Origin of the sequence: Vibrio sp. Of7-15, from assembly GCF_022347565.1 — a bacterium.
Taxonomy (GTDB): Bacteria; Pseudomonadota; Gammaproteobacteria; order Enterobacterales; family Vibrionaceae; genus NORP241.
Genome location: NZ_JAKRGH010000001.1, coordinates 398,764 through 415,611, shown reverse-complemented (window position 1 = coordinate 415,611; position 16,848 = coordinate 398,764). Strand labels below are relative to the sequence as shown.

15 protein-coding genes are annotated in these 16,848 nt (G+C 40.8%); 9 read left to right on the top strand and 6 right to left on the bottom strand.

Annotated elements, in window-relative coordinates:
- Window positions 1-16: 16 nt before the first annotated feature.
- Window positions 17-964 (bottom strand): diguanylate cyclase, encoded by a 948-nt coding sequence (locus MHO82_RS01685; RefSeq protein ID WP_239182114.1) that lies wholly within the window; start codon window positions 962-964, stop codon window positions 17-19.
- Between the two features lie 191 nt (window positions 965-1,155).
- On the opposite strand from MHO82_RS01685, the gene MHO82_RS01680 reads away from it, so the two are divergent.
- A complete protein-coding gene (locus MHO82_RS01680) occupies window positions 1,156-1,593 on the top strand; it encodes a DUF3069 domain-containing protein (protein WP_239182113.1) in 438 nt (145 codons plus the stop codon).
- A 133-nt stretch (window positions 1,594-1,726) separates the two neighbouring features.
- On the opposite strand, the gene MHO82_RS01675 is transcribed toward MHO82_RS01680, so the two are convergent.
- Entirely contained in the window at window positions 1,727-2,020 is a 294-nt protein-coding gene (locus MHO82_RS01675) for a MazG nucleotide pyrophosphohydrolase domain-containing protein (protein WP_239182112.1), read from the bottom strand.
- 144 nt (window positions 2,021-2,164) lie between these two features.
- Here MHO82_RS01675 and MHO82_RS01670 point away from each other — a divergent pair, with 144 nt between their 5' ends.
- Complete coding sequence (locus MHO82_RS01670) at window positions 2,165-2,419, top strand: DUF2960 domain-containing protein (protein WP_239182111.1); 255 nt, start codon at window positions 2,165-2,167, stop codon at window positions 2,417-2,419.
- 97 nt (window positions 2,420-2,516) lie between these two features.
- Here MHO82_RS01670 and viaA read toward each other — a convergent pair whose 3' ends face one another.
- Together viaA and MHO82_RS01660 are read right to left on the bottom strand one after the other, a co-directional pair.
- A complete protein-coding gene (gene viaA, locus MHO82_RS01665) occupies window positions 2,517-3,965 on the bottom strand; it encodes an ATPase RavA stimulator ViaA (protein ID WP_239182110.1) in 1,449 nt (482 codons plus the stop codon).
- A 33-nt stretch (window positions 3,966-3,998) separates the two neighbouring features.
- On the bottom strand, window positions 3,999-5,663 hold the full coding sequence (locus MHO82_RS01660) for an ATPase RavA domain-containing protein (protein ID WP_239182109.1): 1,665 nt from the start codon (window positions 5,661-5,663) through the stop codon (window positions 3,999-4,001).
- Between the two features lie 345 nt (window positions 5,664-6,008).
- Here MHO82_RS01660 and MHO82_RS01655 point away from each other — a divergent pair, with 345 nt between their 5' ends.
- From MHO82_RS01655 to ltaE, 7 genes are all read left to right on the top strand, one after another.
- Window positions 6,009-6,878 carry a LysR family transcriptional regulator gene (locus MHO82_RS01655; RefSeq protein WP_239182108.1) on the top strand — a complete coding sequence of 290 codons (870 nt, stop codon included), beginning with the start codon at window positions 6,009-6,011 and terminating at the stop codon, window positions 6,876-6,878.
- A 261-nt stretch (window positions 6,879-7,139) separates the two neighbouring features.
- Window positions 7,140-7,811 carry a response regulator transcription factor gene (locus MHO82_RS01650; RefSeq protein ID WP_239182107.1) on the top strand — a complete coding sequence of 224 codons (672 nt, stop codon included), beginning with the start codon at window positions 7,140-7,142 and terminating at the stop codon, window positions 7,809-7,811.
- Between the two features lies 1 nt (window position 7,812).
- Window positions 7,813-9,075 (top strand): histidine kinase dimerization/phospho-acceptor domain-containing protein, encoded by a 1,263-nt coding sequence (locus tag MHO82_RS01645; protein ID WP_239182106.1) that lies wholly within the window; start codon window positions 7,813-7,815, stop codon window positions 9,073-9,075.
- 133 nt (window positions 9,076-9,208) lie between these two features.
- The gene (locus MHO82_RS01640; RefSeq protein ID WP_239182105.1) at window positions 9,209-9,727 is read left to right on the top strand and encodes an NUDIX hydrolase; all 519 of its coding nucleotides are present in this window, start codon (window positions 9,209-9,211) and stop codon (window positions 9,725-9,727) included.
- Window positions 9,728-9,747: 20 nt separating this feature from the next.
- Window positions 9,748-10,797 (top strand): GGDEF domain-containing protein, encoded by a 1,050-nt coding sequence (locus MHO82_RS01635; RefSeq protein WP_239182104.1) that lies wholly within the window; start codon window positions 9,748-9,750, stop codon window positions 10,795-10,797.
- Between the two features lie 49 nt (window positions 10,798-10,846).
- Entirely contained in the window at window positions 10,847-11,329 is a 483-nt protein-coding gene (locus MHO82_RS01630; RefSeq protein WP_239182103.1) for a DUF4442 domain-containing protein, read from the top strand.
- A gap of 111 nt (window positions 11,330-11,440) precedes the next feature.
- Complete coding sequence (ltaE, locus tag MHO82_RS01625; RefSeq protein WP_239182275.1) at window positions 11,441-12,445, top strand: low-specificity L-threonine aldolase; 1,005 nt, start codon at window positions 11,441-11,443, stop codon at window positions 12,443-12,445.
- Window positions 12,446-12,531: 86 nt separating this feature from the next.
- On the opposite strand, the gene MHO82_RS01620 is transcribed toward ltaE, so the two are convergent.
- The gene (locus tag MHO82_RS01620) at window positions 12,532-15,603 is read right to left on the bottom strand and encodes an efflux RND transporter permease subunit (protein WP_239182102.1); all 3,072 of its coding nucleotides are present in this window, start codon (window positions 15,601-15,603) and stop codon (window positions 12,532-12,534) included.
- A gap of 9 nt (window positions 15,604-15,612) precedes the next feature.
- Window positions 15,613-16,710, bottom strand: coding sequence for an efflux RND transporter periplasmic adaptor subunit (locus tag MHO82_RS01615; protein ID WP_239182101.1), 1,098 nt, complete (start codon window positions 16,708-16,710; stop codon window positions 15,613-15,615).
- Between the last annotated feature and the right edge of the window lie 138 nt (window positions 16,711-16,848).

Sequence of the window (16,848 nt, the reverse complement as noted above, 5' to 3'; positions counted from 1 at the left end):
TTTGAACAAGGCGTATTTAAATAAATTCCGCAGCCACAAAACGATCTCTGCCCTGCTCTTTGGCTTGGTATAACACTTTATCTACCATCTTATAAATATTTTCTACGGATTCTAAACCTGTTGGAACCCAAGAAAGCACACCTTGGCTTACTGTAACTCTGTCGGAAGTCATGGAGCGAATGTGAGAGATGTTAAGTTTATCAATCACCGATTTTAGCCGACGGCACTGCTCAACAGCTTGTGTTTTATCACAATGACTAATTAAGACGACAAATTCTTCGCCGCCATAGCGTCCAACCACTTCACCAGAGCGCCCAAAAGTATCTTTTAATGTGTGAGCAATTTGCTGCAAGCAGTGATCGCCATCAATGTGGCCATAAAAGTCATTAAACGCCTTAAAGTGATCCACATCCAGCATGATGATGGTAAGCGGCATAGTATGACGTCCATGCCATGAAATCAGGGCAGCCAGTTTCTGATCCAGATAACGACGGTTAGAAACCTTGGTCAGACCATCTTCATGAACTTGTTTTTGTAAGGCTGCATTTGCAATTTCTAGTTCAGCTGTGGCTGCTTTTAACTGATGACGCATTTGAGCAATACGCTGCATCGCTTTTAGTTTGGCGCTAAGTACCATTTTATCAACTGGTTTGATGATGTAGTCATCCCCGCCTTTATCGATAGCTTTTGCAATCATTTCAGGCTCTTCATGGCCACTTAAAAAGATAATCGGCACCCACTCTTCATAGATTTCCCTTAACCTTTCAGCCACTTCAAAGCCATTCATCTCTGGCATATTGACATCAAGCAATACTAAATCGGGATCAAAATTGGCGTATTCTAAAATGGCTTCTTGACCTGAACCAACCGCTTTTACTTCATGGCCTAGCTGTTTCAAGCGGATAGCAAGTTGCATTCGCTCCATTTGAATATCGTCAACTAACATTATTCGCATCGTTGCCATGATGTACCCTACTGATATAAATAATTATTTTTTTTGTTTGATTTAAATAGTATATACCATATCCTTTGCGCTAATTCGCTTAAAAAATTAGCTTTCAGACAAAAATCAAAAGAAATAGAACATTTCACAATTGACATTTCTATTCGACTGATTAGGATTTCATCTTTAATCAGTATAGCTGGAACTAAGACATGTCTGAGACAGAAAACACACAACCAACAGAAATTAACCTAGACGAAATCTCGCCAGAGCTTCGCAAAGTCATCGAGTTTGAAAAAGTTCCTCAAGAAATGATGACCATGTTACTTTCTATTCACGAAGTATCTGAAGTTGCAGTGCAAGAGAGCTTTGACGCAATGCCAGCAAGTGCTCAGAAAGTATTGGATAACTTCGAACAGTTTCATGCTCTAGTTTCTCTAAGTCAAGCTTACGCAGGCCTAGACTTCATGAGCGAGTTTGAAACCATCAAGCTACCTGAAGACATGACCGATGAGCAAAAAGAAGAGTACCGTGCTCAGCTTCTGGATCAAGTTTTACATAACTGTGTTAAAGATATTGTTAAGCAAATCAAACAAGCACGCCGCCAGCCTGGTCTAAAACGCGAACTTAACGAAATCTTTGTTAAATAAGATTTTGTAAAATTAGCATTATTCTGTTCTTAGGCGACTAAAAATAGAATAAATGTCAGCACCGGTTCCATTTATCGGTGCTGTTCTTTCCAACTATTGATGCCGAATAAAATCACACTAAGCATCTAAAATGTTATGTCTCTCTCCCCCATTTCTTTTTATTTATCTCATTTTTAATACGGTGCATCTGCTCAAGATCGACGTCATATACGTTGGCAAGTGCACACACATAATATAAAACATCATACAGTTCTTCACCGACTGTGCCTTTCATGTCTTCTTCTGATGTGGGAATTTGCGTTTGTCCTTTTCTGATGGCCTCAGACAGCTCTCCAACCTCTTCCATTAGCTTTAGTACATAATGCTGATGATAATCTTTGTCGCTATCGAACCCACCGATGTAATGCTGTAACTCTTTTAATTCCATTATTTATATTATTCCTTGGGGCACTTCGCACGCTAAATGCTCAATAAGGTTTGATTCTACGTCAGAAATTTCTTTTTCCAACAGCATTACCATGCTTAAATACACCAAAATTGAGATAATACATGGTCTGGATGGAGTTTATTCATGGCACGTAAAGTACGTTACACCTATAAAAATGAAACGAAAGAAATTTTATTTTCCTTCCGTGAGTTTCATGGGCCACATGAAGCCGCTGCGGCAGCTGAAGGCGTTAATATCGCGGGTTACCACGATATGCTAACTCAAGTGGAAATGGCATCCACCAGCGTTAAAGGTGTAAAAGATTTCCGCCACAATTATTTTGCGAAGCTAGGCTTTTCAGATATTGGCTTTGTAAAAGAAGAAAAAGGCACTAAATAACACCTTCTTCTCTTTTGATTTCAAATAACTGCTTACTCAAAATAACAGTTCGTTTGAAATCACTGCCTATGTTAACCGCTTTTCATTCTTTAAACGGTTAGCGCCATTTCAACAGTCGGCCAACAGCAGACGGATGATAAGACCAACAATGGTCAAAAATATCCATCAATGCTGGATTACCGTATTTTGATAGACTGACTGCATGGAAGCGGTTTTTCTTCTCTTTCAATGCGTGAATATGCTCTAAAACCTTCTCAGGTTGCGATGGGGCGATAAAGTCAGACAAGACAACCAGATCCGCATTTTTATATTTATCTGCACTCATGAGCTCAATAGACTGCTCCAGAACGGGCTTTAAATCAGTTCCTCCATGGAATGTATAAGAAAGAAAGTCATTCACTTCACGTAAACCATCTTGCTTAGTTAGCTCATACGTAATTTGGGTGGTTGAAAACATAATCACATAACACTCACGCTCTTCTGCTAAAGCGATTTGCATTAAGCCATACGCGAGTGCCTTAGCACACTGTTCTGGAAAACCACTCATCGAGCCTGACGCATCCACACACACGATGAATGGCCCTTTTTCTTGCTCTACTTTCTTGGCTTGTGGTTTTGTGGCTTTTACTTTACGTAATTTTCTCTGCGTGCCTTGCATTTGATAATTCATCAAACGCTTATCAACTAGGTGTTTGTAGAAAATCACTTCAAGCTCTGGATGAGCCAAAAAGAGCGTTTCATTTGGCAGCATCTTATTCAGATCATCGCTTTCATAAACACCAACAATATCATCAGTGACATTATCGCTCTTCTCTTCCACCATTTTCAGATCTTCACTTCGTGTGCGATCTTTATTTGGATCATCAATCTCATTGGCCATTCGACCAAGCTGTTCGGCAATTTTTTGTAAGCCTTGATTACGCAGCAAAAATTTTGCGTATTGCTTCATCACTGTGATGTCTGTTTTACTCAATTTAGCCGCAGCCATATCCCAAAGTCGGCCTAGCTGGGCTTCATCTCCTGCTGTGGCTACTTCTTCCATAGTTTTGAGTGTTTCAATACGCTGATATAAGTCGGCTAATACTTTCTCTTTATCTTCTTTTAATTCTGTTAATTGCGCCTGTTTAATTGCATCAGATAAGCTTTTGTACCACTGTTCACAAAAATAGTGTGGGAACATAGGGTTTGACAGTGATTGCTCTCTTTCCAACAATTGACGTGCTTCAACATAAAACGATGAATGCCATTCTAGCTGCTTGACTATATCGTTTATTTTATTAAAGAAAGTGGCCTCATCCCAATATACGACTTCTTGATATAGGGCGAGCTCTTTTTGAAAACGCTCAGTTTCACATACTTTGGTCATGCGTTTTTTTACGCTGCCTCGCCACTTTAATAAATGACCCTTAATCGATCTTTTCATGTTTGGGTTATTTTCAGCCACCATCATTAATTGTGGTCGGTGTACCAGTTCATTCATAGCCGATTCGATCATCCCTGAGTCTGCTATCATTAACGCTAGATTTACTCCATCTGCTCCAAGCATAGGCCTCCCCCTTTGTTAATTTATTCAGGACGATTACAGAAAAAACTCGCCAATTTTTGTTACTCGTTGTGCTACTTTTTCTATGGATTTTTTCGTTGATTCCACTGTTGAAGCCAGCTCTTGAAGGCTACTTTCCATAATGTGTGGTAAGTCTTCTTCTACAAATAAGTGAGGCAACGCACCTTGAAAGGAGCTTCGAGACAACCTTAACGCATGCTGCGCTTCATTCAGCTTATCCAACGCCATCTGACCTGATTCTTGCCAGCGGTTTTGTTGTTCAATCGTTGGCCCTTGTTTGCCACACAGCCCCACCAAGATAGAACGATTGGCAATGTCTTTTATCACCAGTTGTTCGGACGCATTCAGCTCAAAGCGCAACATGCATAAGCTTGGGTTCATGTTTACGTAGCCATATACTTCACAGCTACCTTCTTCTTTCATCTTTTTATCAAGATCATCCGCATTCACGTACACCCAGCGACTGTCCCCTTTTTCACCTTCAGAAACCGACATATTGCCTTGTAGCATCACCAGTTTGATCAAATTATGGGCAGAACCTACGCTGTAACGCTTAGCTCCAGAAAAGTCATAACTGAACGATTCTTTACGCATAATGCCCGTGGGGGTTTCGTGGTTGTACGTCATGCCTAGTGAGGTGGTAATTTCTTTTTCCAGCTCTTCCAGCTCTAATTTCGCATCCAGAACAAGGCTGCGAACTTTACTCTGCTCAAAGGCATGCTCTGTAGCAAACTGACGGATCACACTACGCACCATTTGGCGCGATTCAGGGCTATTCCATAAACAATCTTGTAATAAGAGTAGATCCATTGGGTTAATGGCATCACGGCCATTAAAAAACGCGCTTGCTTTCAGTAGTTTCACCGCTTTTTTCCAGCGACGATCCGACACATAAAGGTCGGCTTCATAACCTTCCATGTCACCCGACTCAGCACGCTCTTCCAGCATCGATTTTAATTGATACAGTTTCTCAAAAATGGCTTCGGGCAATTCTAAGGTATCTAAGTCTTGTTGCCATTGAACATACTCTTCGTCCGTAATGGCTAGGCCTGCTGGTAACTCGGTTTCTTGTGGAGTTTCCATGGTTAACATGGACTTAAAGTTATTCTTATTTTGAATCCGGTTAACAAAAACACGAACTAACATACGATCATAAAGGGCATCTAACCCGCTGTCTTCATCTGGCAGTTCATTGGATGCAGACACCAATAATCGCATTGGCACAGGCAACACTTCACTGCCGTTTTTAAACGTTTTTTCGTTCACCACAGTTAAGAGTGTATTCAAAATCGCTGGGCCTGCTTTCCAGATCTCATCTAAAAACACAACTTGCGCGGTAGGCAGGTAGCCATCAATCAAGCGAACATATTTACCGTTATCTTTTAGTTCTTGAATCGACAGCGGACCGAATACTTCCTCTGGTGTGGAAAAGCGTGTCATTAAGTATTCAAAGTAACTGCTATTATCAAATGCTTTAATGAGTCTTTTCGCAATTAAGCTTTTTGCAATACCTGGAGGGCCGAGTAAAAATACGCTTTCACCTGATAACGCAGCAAGAAGGCATAACTTCATCGTATCTTCGCGTTCGTAAACACCATCAGATAAGGCTCGAATGAGTTTCTGAATTCGTTCCGCTAACAACGCTTTTTGTGCACTGGTTTGTTTTCTTGTTCCTAGCATCTGATACCCCTTTCGATTCTTATCATTATTGTTCTTTTACATACTTCGGTGCTTCTTCTCTAACGCTAAGTCTTAAAATCTTTCCCTTAACAATTGTTAACACTTTGTAACGTAAGAGGCAAGTCTTTCAGACGCTGTTATAGCAAATCAAGAGTTAAGCAAATACAGCGCAAACAATGTTTGCAAAAATGGTGGCAGATAAACTCCAATAAGATAACTGGGTCACGATTTAATTATTAATCTTATTTATTTTATTTGTCTTAAAAACAAAATATTAACATTTATATGGATATTTCTAAAAAGATAGGTATATTTCGGTCATTCTTTCCAAAATAGAAATAATAAATGGATTTATTTAACTGCACGCTGCTGTTTCATAGCGTGGTTGAGCACGGCACGATGTCCAAAGCTGGCCAACAATTAGGCTTAAGCCCTTCCGTTGTAACAAAACGCATTGCATGGCTAGAAGATAAATTAGGCGTTCAATTGTTAATGCGAACCACTCGCCAGCTCGCGCTAACCGAAGCAGGCAGCCTGTTTTATAAACAAAGTCTGCAACTTAGCCATCAGTGGCAAAGCTTATTAGATGAAACCGCAGGATCAGGACAACTCAGTAAAGGAAAACTACGTATTGCTGCGCCGCAGCCCCTAACTAACCGCATTTTAGTCCAGCGTTGTAAAGAATTTCAGCAACTTTTCCCGAACATTGAAATAGAATTAGAAGTCGCCCACTACCAAGATTTACCTCTTTCACATGCAGACATCAGCTTTTGCGCTGAATTACCGGGCTTTAATTCTTGCAGTTATATTGGCCAAAAAGTGTTTGATATGCATTATCAGCTTTACGCGTCTCCTGAGTATATAAAACAGCACGAGCCAATCACCAGCTCAAAGCAGATCAGTGAGCATAACTGCCTGTATTTTGGCTTAGAGAGCAAAGCCAGCTGGCAACTAGGAGCAGACTCCATTACAGTTGAAGGCACCATGAAAACCAACAATACGGAAGTTTTGATTACCGCTGCAACCCTTGGCCAAGGTATTGCCTATTTGCCTTCAGAGCTTGTGCAAGATGAAGTCGACAAAGGATTGTTAGTTTCCATCCTTTCCGATCTCCAAGGCGATTTAACCCCAACTTATATTTATTTTCCAAAGCTCGACCATATGCCACAAAAAGTACGCCTGTTCATCGACTTTTTTAAAAATAGCTTTCAGTAGCCCGTATATAAAAATCCCGATGGTCACCAACGGTGAACGCATCGGGATAAGCTCACTTTATACAGCTCTTAATCACTAATTATGAACAATATACTGATGTCCGATTTTAGGCGTATTCTTCATTCCAACTGACTAATTCATGTATAGCAAAGCACTCTAACAATAGGAATGTCGCAAATTTTTTTCACATTTTTTTGACGAATAAAACAGGTATCATGGAGTTCAAGAATGCAATGCGGCATAAAGAAAATAAGAGGGTTCATGAAGTTATTACTTGTTGAAGATCATCAAGATATTGCGGGGGTTATTTTCGATTTTTTCGAAATAAAAGGCTATACGCTCGATTACACCAGCGACGGGAAACAAGGCTATGAACTTGCAAAAAATGAATATTACGATCTGATCATCTTGGATGTAATGCTACCAAGAATGGATGGTTTTACCGTCTGTAAATCCCTTCGTGAAGAAGGCATTGATACGCCTATTCTTATGTTAACTGCTCGCGATACCCGTGAAGACACGCTAGAAGGGTTTGATCAAGGAGCCGATGACTATTTAGTCAAACCATTCGACTTAGAGATTCTTGAAGCACGCATAAAAGCCTTACTACGCCGTAAAAGCGGCATGCAGGCCACTTCTAAGCTGAAGTTCGAGCAACTGGAGTTAGACATTACAAGCCACACCTTAGTTCGACAAGGCTTAGAGTTTTCTCTAAACCCGACTCAATTTACCATCATGAAGCAGCTTATGCTTAATGCACCAAAAATCGTGCAAAAAGAAGCGATTATTCAAGCCTTATGGGGAGACGATGAACCAGAAAAAGACGTACTAAGAAGCCATATGTACCAGCTACGTAACCTCATCGATAAGCCATTTAAACACGCTTATATTAAAACAGTGCCGAAAGTAGGCTATCAATTGGTGAGCGAATAATATGAATATGCGTAAACGCAGTGCCAAACAATTAACCTTTATTTACTTTTCTATCATCTCGTTTGCCATTATTTTAGTTAATGCCATTGTCGTCGATGCTACCATCGATGGCGTGGAAAACTTGGTCGCCGAGAACAGAATTGTCGATATTAAAGAGTTTGCAGTCTCGGTACTAGAACGAAGCAACATTAAAGAGCTGAAACTCAAAGATGACGTTTACGCTTATTACAACGCCGATGACATGAAGTTGCCGTTAGATGATCCAGCCTCACTCCCTTTAGATACCACCATTGAAGTATTACAAGAAGGCTCCTACGTTGAATCTGAAGCTTTTATTCAACGTACACTCGACTCCAAAGGACGAAGTGTTTACCTCGTATTCAGGGACGATCCTTTTAATGACAATGAAAGAAATACCTTCTTTGCACAGTCCAGAACCATCAGTTCCACCCTCCTGCTTATGCTCATCAGTTTGTTTGCAATCTTGAAAGTTTCAAGCCTATTAACCGACCCACTGGCAAAGCTTTCCCAAGAACTCGATAAACGCACAGCCCATGATTTATCCCCTATAAATGACTCAATTAACAGCAACACCAAAGAAATGGACATGTTAATTGACACCCTAAACAACCATTACCAACGCATTTCTCAGCTTATAGAGCGAGAGCAAGCTTTTACTCGTTACGCTAGCCACGAGTTAAGAACACCACTGATGGTCATGAAAGGGGCGACCTCACTCTTAGGCCAATCAAACAAACCGGAATTTATTGAGCGCCAGAAAAACCGATTAAGCCATGCTACCGATGAAATGTCGGATTTCATTGAAACACTATTATCACTGACTAGTGAGATGGATAATACTCCATTAGCAGAACGCCCTTTAACTGAAAAAGAGCTCACAGACATCGCACAATCCCATGAGCATCTAATCCGTAATAAACCCATTACTTGGTGTTTAGAGTTAGAGCCAGAAACAACAACCCAGCTTCCTATACAAGTGCTTAAAATCTTACTTGGCAATCTCATCAAAAATGCCTTTGCCTGCACAGAGCAAGGGGAGATTATTGTTTCGATAACACAAAATAAATTTATTATTTCAGATACAGGCGTTGGCTTAGGCAGCAAACCCCGCGGTGTTGAAGGTTATGGTCTTGGGCTACTTATCGTTCGCGACATATGTCAGCGTTATCATTATGAGTTCACCTTAGAAAATAAAGCATCAGAGAAAGAAAATGGCTGTATTGCTTCCGTGATTGCCAAATAACCGTTACAAAAACCCATTACAGAGGATCATTTGTTCTGTGATGGATTTCTCGTAAATAAGAGTAATGCAGTATTTTTTGCGTTTTCACGTTATAGTAAGCCTCTAAAATATAAAAATTATAAAACGAACATTCATGACAAAAAAAATCATACACAGCTGGAAAAACATTCAACTTACCGTTGAAGACCATCAATTACCCACAGGAAAAGCGATCACTCATACCAGTATTGAACACCCTGGGGCCGCGGTTATTATTCCTATTCTCAACAATGGTCATATTGTGCTCGTTAATCAATATCGTCCATCTTTAAATAAATGGTTATTAGAAATTCCAGCGGGGACCATGGAAAGTGGCGAAAATCCCCTATTGTGCGCGCAACGAGAATTAAAAGAAGAAACAGGTTATGAGGCAACAGATTGGCAAAATCTAGGCCAAATTACTCCACTTGCTGGCTTCTGTGATGAAATACAACACCTGTTTCTTGCCAAGAACTTATCTGAGCCTTCAGAAACCGATCTTGATGAAGATGAACTGATATCAGTGATCACATTATCACTTTCAGATATCGAACAGAAAATTATTAGTAATGATATTACCGATGCAAAGACCATAGCTTGTATCAGTAAAGCCAAGCTACTTGGATTAATTTAAGTCGCAGCAATAGGTTTTTTATGGCACCACCAATTAACATCAACGAAATTAAAACAAATCTACCTGAACCAGATCTAAGTAATGAGCAAGGCAAAAAACGTCTTCTTCAAATCATTGCTTTGATCATGGCGGTATTCTATCTCCTTAATATTACTATCTCATACAGCCCTGAATTTGATTACAACCAAACCTATCGCCTATTTATCTCTTTCCCTGCTTTGGCTACCTGTTTATTTTTTTGTTGGGCAGTAAAAAAGTTTCCTTACCGTTCCATTGCAAAGTGGTTTGTATTAGCCAATACCATTCCATTTGTTGCCTTTATTCCCACGGCCCAAAACTTCGGTTTAACGTCAATATGGTTTTGTTTGATCCCACTGCTTTCTTATTACTTGCTAAAACAAAAGCACGCCCAAACCATCTCTTTAATCATGGGGGCTCTGTTAATTCTGACTGATACTTACTCTTTTCAGATTGGAATACTAGATCTTGCTGGTTATATTAATAACTTATTCTTATTTGTTGTGATTTTAGCCATTTCACAGGCCTATACAGAAAATCAAAAAGCGGCAAAGAAGCAAGTTTATCATTTACTGGAAACGGATTTTCTCACCAATATGGCGAATCGACGTGGCTTACTGCGATACTTTCAACAATACTCAAGCCAAGCCTCTACCAACAGCCGTATTGGTGCCATTTTACTGATCGATATCGACCATTTTAAGCAAGTGAATGATCGTTATGGGCACGAAATGGGCGATAAAGTATTGGTCCATATTTCGACTATTCTAAAAAAACACACTGAGAGCCCAAATATCATTACTCGTTTAGGGGGAGAAGAGTTTTGCTTATTAGCGCCACAATTAACGCTAGAGCAAGCCGTAATTCTTTCTGAACGTATTCGTGAAGATGTAGAGCAGACTTCCCTATGCCTGGACAACGACATCACCTCAATGACAATAAGCATCGGTGTGTCTTTGTTTGTACCGAATAATTTTTCTGAATCTTATAACGCGTGCGATAACCTTTTGTATCAAGCAAAAGAAAGCGGACGCAATAAGGTATGCTACTAATCATAAAAATAAACCCATAAAACAATAACAAAAGCCAAGGAGATGGCTCATGAAACAAACGCTCTTCTACGCAAACAGTATGTTAAAACTCTTTGGGATGACCAAGGTGCCATTAATTTGGTGGTGCCGCCCCAAAATTTTGCATATTGATGACAATTCAATTTCAATCAAAATTCCTTTAAAACGACGAACCAAAAATCACCTAAACAGTATGTACTTTGGTGTTTTGGCAGTGGGTGCCGATGTTGCTGGTGGTTTCTTGGCCATGAGTAAATCGGAATCTGCTGGTAAAAAGGTATCGCTGGCCTTTAAAGACTTTGACGCCAAGTTTTTAAAACGGCCTGAAGCCGACGTGGTCTTTACGTGCAGTGATGGCGGAAAAATTGATGAAATGCTTGCCGAAACATTTCGTACTGGTGAGCGCATCAATCAACCTGTTACTATTATCGCGACCTGCCCTAGCCTACACGGTGACGAACCAATGGCAACCTTCACCCTCACCTTGTCATTAAAGAAAATACCGACCTCTTAGATTTACTCTCTCATGTCTTAGAAGTGAAACTAAACATTGAATATCAAGTGTTAATGGCGTTATTCTCAATGCAGTAAATAACCCATTAACACTCTCTAAGGAAGTTCAATGATTGATTTTCGTTCAGATACAGTAACAAAACCAACACCTGCAATGCGCGAAGCAATGGCAACAGCTGCCGTTGGTGATGATGTATATGGCGATGATCCTACCGTTAATGAATTAGAAACCTGGGCAGCACAAAGGCACGGTTTTGAAGCTGCACTTTTTACCACCTCTGGTACGCAAGCAAACCTTCTGGCTCTCATGGCGCATTGTGAGCGTGGTGATGAGTATTTATGCGGCCAGCAAGCACACAACTATTGTTATGAAGCTGGCGGTGCGGCTATTTTAGGCTCAATCCAACCACAACCGATTGATAATGAAAAAGACGGGACCTTAAGTTTTGATAAGCTTCAGGCCGCCATCAAGCCTGATGATTTTCACTTTGCACGTACCAAACTACTGAGCCTCGAAAATACCATCAATGGAAAGGTACTACCACTTAGCTATTTAGCTGAAGCACGTCAGTTTGTTGATAAAAATAATTTACAACTGCACCTAGATGGGGCCCGTGTCTATAACGCAGCGACAGCTCTTGACGTTGATATTAAAGAAATAGCCCAATACTTCGATTCTATGACGATTTGTTTGTCTAAAGCCCTTTGTGCACCTATCGGTTCATTACTTTTAGGAAGTAAAGAGTTCATTTACAAAGCGCGTCGTATCCGAAAAATGCTTGGGGGCGGTATGAGACAAGCGGGTATTTTAGCCGCAGCAGGCAAGCTAGCATTGACAGAACAAGTACCACAATTAGCCACCGATCACGCGAACGCAAAATTACTCGCTCAAGGCTTAAGTCAACTTGATGGTTTTCAGGTTAACAGCGATTTAGTTCAAACCAATATTGTATTTGCCAAGTTGGATAGCAGCATCGATATACAAAATATCGCCGAACAATTAAAACAAGATGACATCATCATTTCTCCGGGTAACCCTATCCGATTTGTGACTCATAAAGACGTAGCTCAAAGCGATATTGAACACTTCTTAACGAAACTATCTGCTTTGCTATAGCCTGCCTTTATAGAAATAAAAACGGCCAGAAAGTCACATACCTTCTGGCCAATTTTATTTATTCACACGATGTAATTCACTGAAAGTTACGCCGCTTTCATTACCGCAACATTCCACTTTTTATCTCTAAAAAACAAGCTGTACAGTACTGGCACCACACCCAGTGTTAAGAACGTGCCCACTGCCATACCAAAAATCATCACAATTGACATGGAATACCAAAACTCACCACCTGAAATGGCTAATGGCACTAAACCTAAGATTGTTGTTAGAGTCGTCATCATAATTGGACGTAAACGAGTCATACACGCTTCAACAATCGCGGTTCTCAAATCACTTCCATCTTCTCGGTTAGACTCAATACAATCAATCAACACAATACCATTATTAATAATAATACCAGCCAAACTAAAGATACCGAGCATGGCTGGGAAGGTAAAATACGCGTCCATAACGAGCAACCCAGTCACCGCGCCAATTAACGACAGTGGAATCGTCAGCAGGATAATAGTTGGCTTTCGAACTGAATTAAATTGCAGCAGTAGCAATAAGATCATCACGGCAAAACAGTGAGGTAAATACCCAAATAACGCACCATTGGCCTTACTGGCTCCCTTTAGTTCACCACCTAACACAATAGAATATCCGTTAGGCAAATCCAGCTCTGCCAGCACCAATTCTACTTTTTTATGAAGCTCACTGGCCTGTAAATATGCATGTTTTGCACTCACCGTCATGGTGCGCTGCAAATTTTCTCGACGAATGACGGCAGGCTCACGCACAGTTTCAAAATCAGCAAATTGAAGCAAAGGTAATGCCTCACTCCCTGTTCCAGCAACAATCTTCATGCTGAATAATTTACCAATTTCATTACGATCATTCTGACCTCGGATCACAACAGGAATGACATCATCACCTTTTCGGTAACTGGTGACTTCATGTCCTTCTAGGTAGCTATTTAAACTGATGGCAATGTCTCGACTCGATACCCCTGCACGTTGCGCGCGGTTTTGATCAATATCGATAATGATTTTCGGAACGCTGTTTTCCCAATTATTTTCAATACCAAGTGTGCCCGGGATTTCATGCAAAGAGGTTTGAATTTGCTTAGCGATAGAACGTAATATCAGCTCGTCTTCACCCACTACTTTATATTCCACTAAGCCAAGCTCTGTGCCACCAAGCCACATGCGTTTGGCTTGGCCACTTGCTTCTGGTAATTCCTCTTGAATAAACTGATTAGTTTTCTCAATCATGGCGAGTGTGGCATCAATGTCTGTGGTATTGACCACTAAAAAGGCACGGTTAGTGGCTCTGTCTACCGGGGATAACGCTAAGAAAAATCGTGGACCACCATCTCCGACATAAGCAATTGTACTGGTCACATCTGGGTTTGATTTTTCATCCAGCAACCAAGTATTTAATCGCTCAGTCACTGTTGTGGTTTCTCCCACCGTCGTTCCTGCTGGCAAATTTAAAAATACAAGATATTGATTGCGTTCAGAGCCAGGCATAAATTGCACCGTCACAAATTTAAAGCCATAGATAGCACAGAAGAACAAAACCAACACCAAAGAGACAAAAATAACTCTAAACCGAAGGGCTAATTGTATCGCCGCTTTATAACCGTGTTGAAATACGCTCAGTTTTTGATCTTTACAGTGTTGCTGGCTTTGAGGTTCAGCTTTCATGAACCATACACACATGACTGGCGTTGCAAACAAACACAAAAACCACGATGCCAAAAGCGCCAATGTAATCACCTGAGACAAAGAACGTAAGTACTCGCCAGATACGTCTTCGGCCAGCAGCAGTGGCATAAAAGCAAGAATACTGGTGAGGGATGATGTTAATAGCGGTACCGCCATGGTTTTTGATGCCAGTAATGCAGCATCCACTTTTACCATGCCTTCAGAGACTTTACTCTTAATGAACTCAGCCATCACGATGCCATTATCCACCAGCAGGCCAAGCGCAATAATAATGGCAGCAATGGACATCCGTTGCAGTTCAACGCCCCAAAGAGTCATGCCGATAACGGTCATTAAAATGGTCAATGGTACGATACTACCAACAATTAACCCCATTCTGATACCAAGAAACAACATCACAACAGCTAGCACTACGATTACGGTTTGCAGTAAGTTAGATGTCGCTGAAGAGACCGATGCCTGTACTTTCTCTGGCTGGAAGGTGGCAATATCTAACGTCATCCCCAGTGGTAATTGCGATTGTTGCTCTTTAATAAAAGCTTTGATGTCTGAACCAAAAACATCGCTGGTCACACCATCGTTCATGGAGGCAGCTAAAATAATAGCTCTTTCCCCATTAAAAAACACCGGAGTTTTAAATGAGTCTTCATAACCACGAATCACTGTAACCAGATCGCGAAGGTAAACACTGTTACCACTGTCACGTTCAAGTAACACCATGTCTTTAATTTCTTCAACCGAATCAAAGTTACCCGTAGGTTCAATGGTAACCTCTAGTGTACCGGCATCGATGCCACCACCGGGTAACACTACATTTCGATTCTGTAAGCCACTGCTTATCTGTTTGGCTGAAAACTTATTTTCTGAAATGCCCCCTTCATTTGGCTCCAACCAAATACGTTCTTCTTGAACCCCATATAAAGCTACCTGAGAAATCGTTGCATAACTACTTAGCTTATCTTGTAAAGACTCAGCGGTTTTACGCAGCTCTCTTGGTGTGAAAGCATCACCAGTTAAGGCAATTGTTGCTGAATACACTCGTCCAAAGTCATCATTCACGTATGGGCCATAAGTGCCTTCTGGAAGGTCCGTTTTCACTTCTTCCATTCGATTACGTAATGTGTCCCAGATAGGCTGTAAGTCAAAATACTTATCATGAACGGCAACACTGATCTGTGTAACGCCTGTTCGCGCCCACGATTTAATTTCCGTAACCTCTGGAATTTGTTTAATTTCCCGCTCTAATGGCTTGGTAATTAGCTGTTCAATGCGATCCGGAGACATACCGGGAAACTGAGCCACAACCACTGCGTTACGGATCAGAATTTCAGGGTCTTCTTTGCTGGGTGCTTTTAAAAAAGTGGGCACCCCAATAATAAAAAGCAACAGCAAGAATACTTGCGTAAACCGCGGGTTAGAAAAAGCAAAACGCGTAATATGATTCATGACGGCCCCTTACTTGCTCTGCCAAATTTTTACTTTTTGGCCTGGGTATAAGAAAGGAACACCCGCCACAACCACTTTTTCTCCTTGAGCTAAACCTTCAAACACACGAAATTCGTTATCAAGAGTACGTTCTGTTGAAACATAGCGCTTTTCCAATTGCATGGTTGTTTCATTAACCACATAAATAGAAGCATGGCGACGCTCTTTCGCTGCACTAGTGTCATCGAAATTAACGGCCGATAACGGTAAAATAATGGCTTTTGAATCCGTACCGCCAAAGTTAACAATAATATTGGCCGACATGCCATTACGAATGGTGGTGTCTGGGTTTAAAATACTCACAGTTACCGCATAAGCATTGCCTTTTTGCACAACAGCACCAATTTCTGCAATTTCCCCCTGAACCACTTTATATTGCAGAGCTGGGATCTCTATATCCACTTTCTGCTCAAAAGATAAATACTTAATCAAACTCTCTGGCACCAATACATCAACATCTAAAGAATTCGCATTAACCAGCTCAATGACTTTTTGGCCAGAGGATACCTTTGTGTAATCATCAATCAGCACTTCGCTAATCAAACCGTCAAACGGTGCAATCAGCAGCGTACGCTCAAGATTTAGCTTCGCATTACGTACATCGGTTTCAGATAACTTTACTTGCTGCTCTTTCGCATTAAAGTCGGCTTTAAATCCCGTTAACTCTGAATCACTGACAAACCCCTTCTGATTCAATTTTTCCGATCGTACGTATTTATCCTCTGCTTGAATTAATGCCGCTTTCGCTGCCCCTAGTGACGCTTGTGCTTTATTGTAAGCAAGGGTGAACTCTTCTTGCCCTAGCCGAGCTAAAACCTGCCCTTGAGTAACCAAGGTGCCTTTAGTCACTAAAATTTTATTGGCGGTCCCACTTACTTTGAAACTAAGTGGCGATGTTTGTGTGCTTTTAATGACGCCCGCTAACTCACGCTGTGTGGTATGAGAAACAAACTGCGTGTTAATGGTTTTTACGCTACGAATGACATCGACAATGTCTTCTTGTGCTTTTTGATCGGCTTTACAGCCCAAGAGATAGAAGCAGAAAGAAATGATAAAAAAATATTTCATTTTGTTGACAACTCATTTAACGTACACCATTCAAGTATATTATTCGGTAACGTAAAATAAAAGTAGAAAACGATATTTTGGGAGCAATTAGAACAATTGGAAATGCAAGAGACACAAACAAAAAAGCCTACAAAAAGG

Bases quoted from the DNA above. Each gene is read 5' to 3' on its own strand.
- MHO82_RS01685 (WP_239182114.1), bottom strand. From the start codon at position 964: ATGGCAACGATGCGAATAATGTTAGTTGACGATATTCAAATGGAGCGA.
- MHO82_RS01680 (WP_239182113.1), top strand. From the start codon at position 1,156: ATGTCTGAGACAGAAAACACACAACCAACAGAAATTAACCTAGACGAA.
- MHO82_RS01675 (WP_239182112.1), bottom strand. From the start codon at position 2,020: ATGGAATTAAAAGAGTTACAGCATTACATCGGTGGGTTCGATAGCGAC.
- MHO82_RS01670 (WP_239182111.1), top strand. From the start codon at position 2,165: ATGGCACGTAAAGTACGTTACACCTATAAAAATGAAACGAAAGAAATT.
- viaA (WP_239182110.1), bottom strand. From the start codon at position 3,965: ATGCTTGGAGCAGATGGAGTAAATCTAGCGTTAATGATAGCAGACTCA.
- MHO82_RS01660 (WP_239182109.1), bottom strand. From the start codon at position 5,663: ATGCTAGGAACAAGAAAACAAACCAGTGCACAAAAAGCGTTGTTAGCG.
- MHO82_RS01655 (WP_239182108.1), top strand. From the start codon at position 6,009: ATGGATTTATTTAACTGCACGCTGCTGTTTCATAGCGTGGTTGAGCAC.
- MHO82_RS01650 (WP_239182107.1), top strand. From the start codon at position 7,140: ATGAAGTTATTACTTGTTGAAGATCATCAAGATATTGCGGGGGTTATT.
- MHO82_RS01645 (WP_239182106.1), top strand. From the start codon at position 7,813: ATGAATATGCGTAAACGCAGTGCCAAACAATTAACCTTTATTTACTTT.
- MHO82_RS01640 (WP_239182105.1), top strand. From the start codon at position 9,209: ATGACAAAAAAAATCATACACAGCTGGAAAAACATTCAACTTACCGTT.
- MHO82_RS01635 (WP_239182104.1), top strand. From the start codon at position 9,748: ATGGCACCACCAATTAACATCAACGAAATTAAAACAAATCTACCTGAA.
- MHO82_RS01630 (WP_239182103.1), top strand. From the start codon at position 10,847: ATGAAACAAACGCTCTTCTACGCAAACAGTATGTTAAAACTCTTTGGG.
- MHO82_RS01620 (WP_239182102.1), bottom strand. From the start codon at position 15,603: ATGAATCATATTACGCGTTTTGCTTTTTCTAACCCGCGGTTTACGCAA.
- MHO82_RS01615 (WP_239182101.1), bottom strand. From the start codon at position 16,710: ATGAAATATTTTTTTATCATTTCTTTCTGCTTCTATCTCTTGGGCTGT.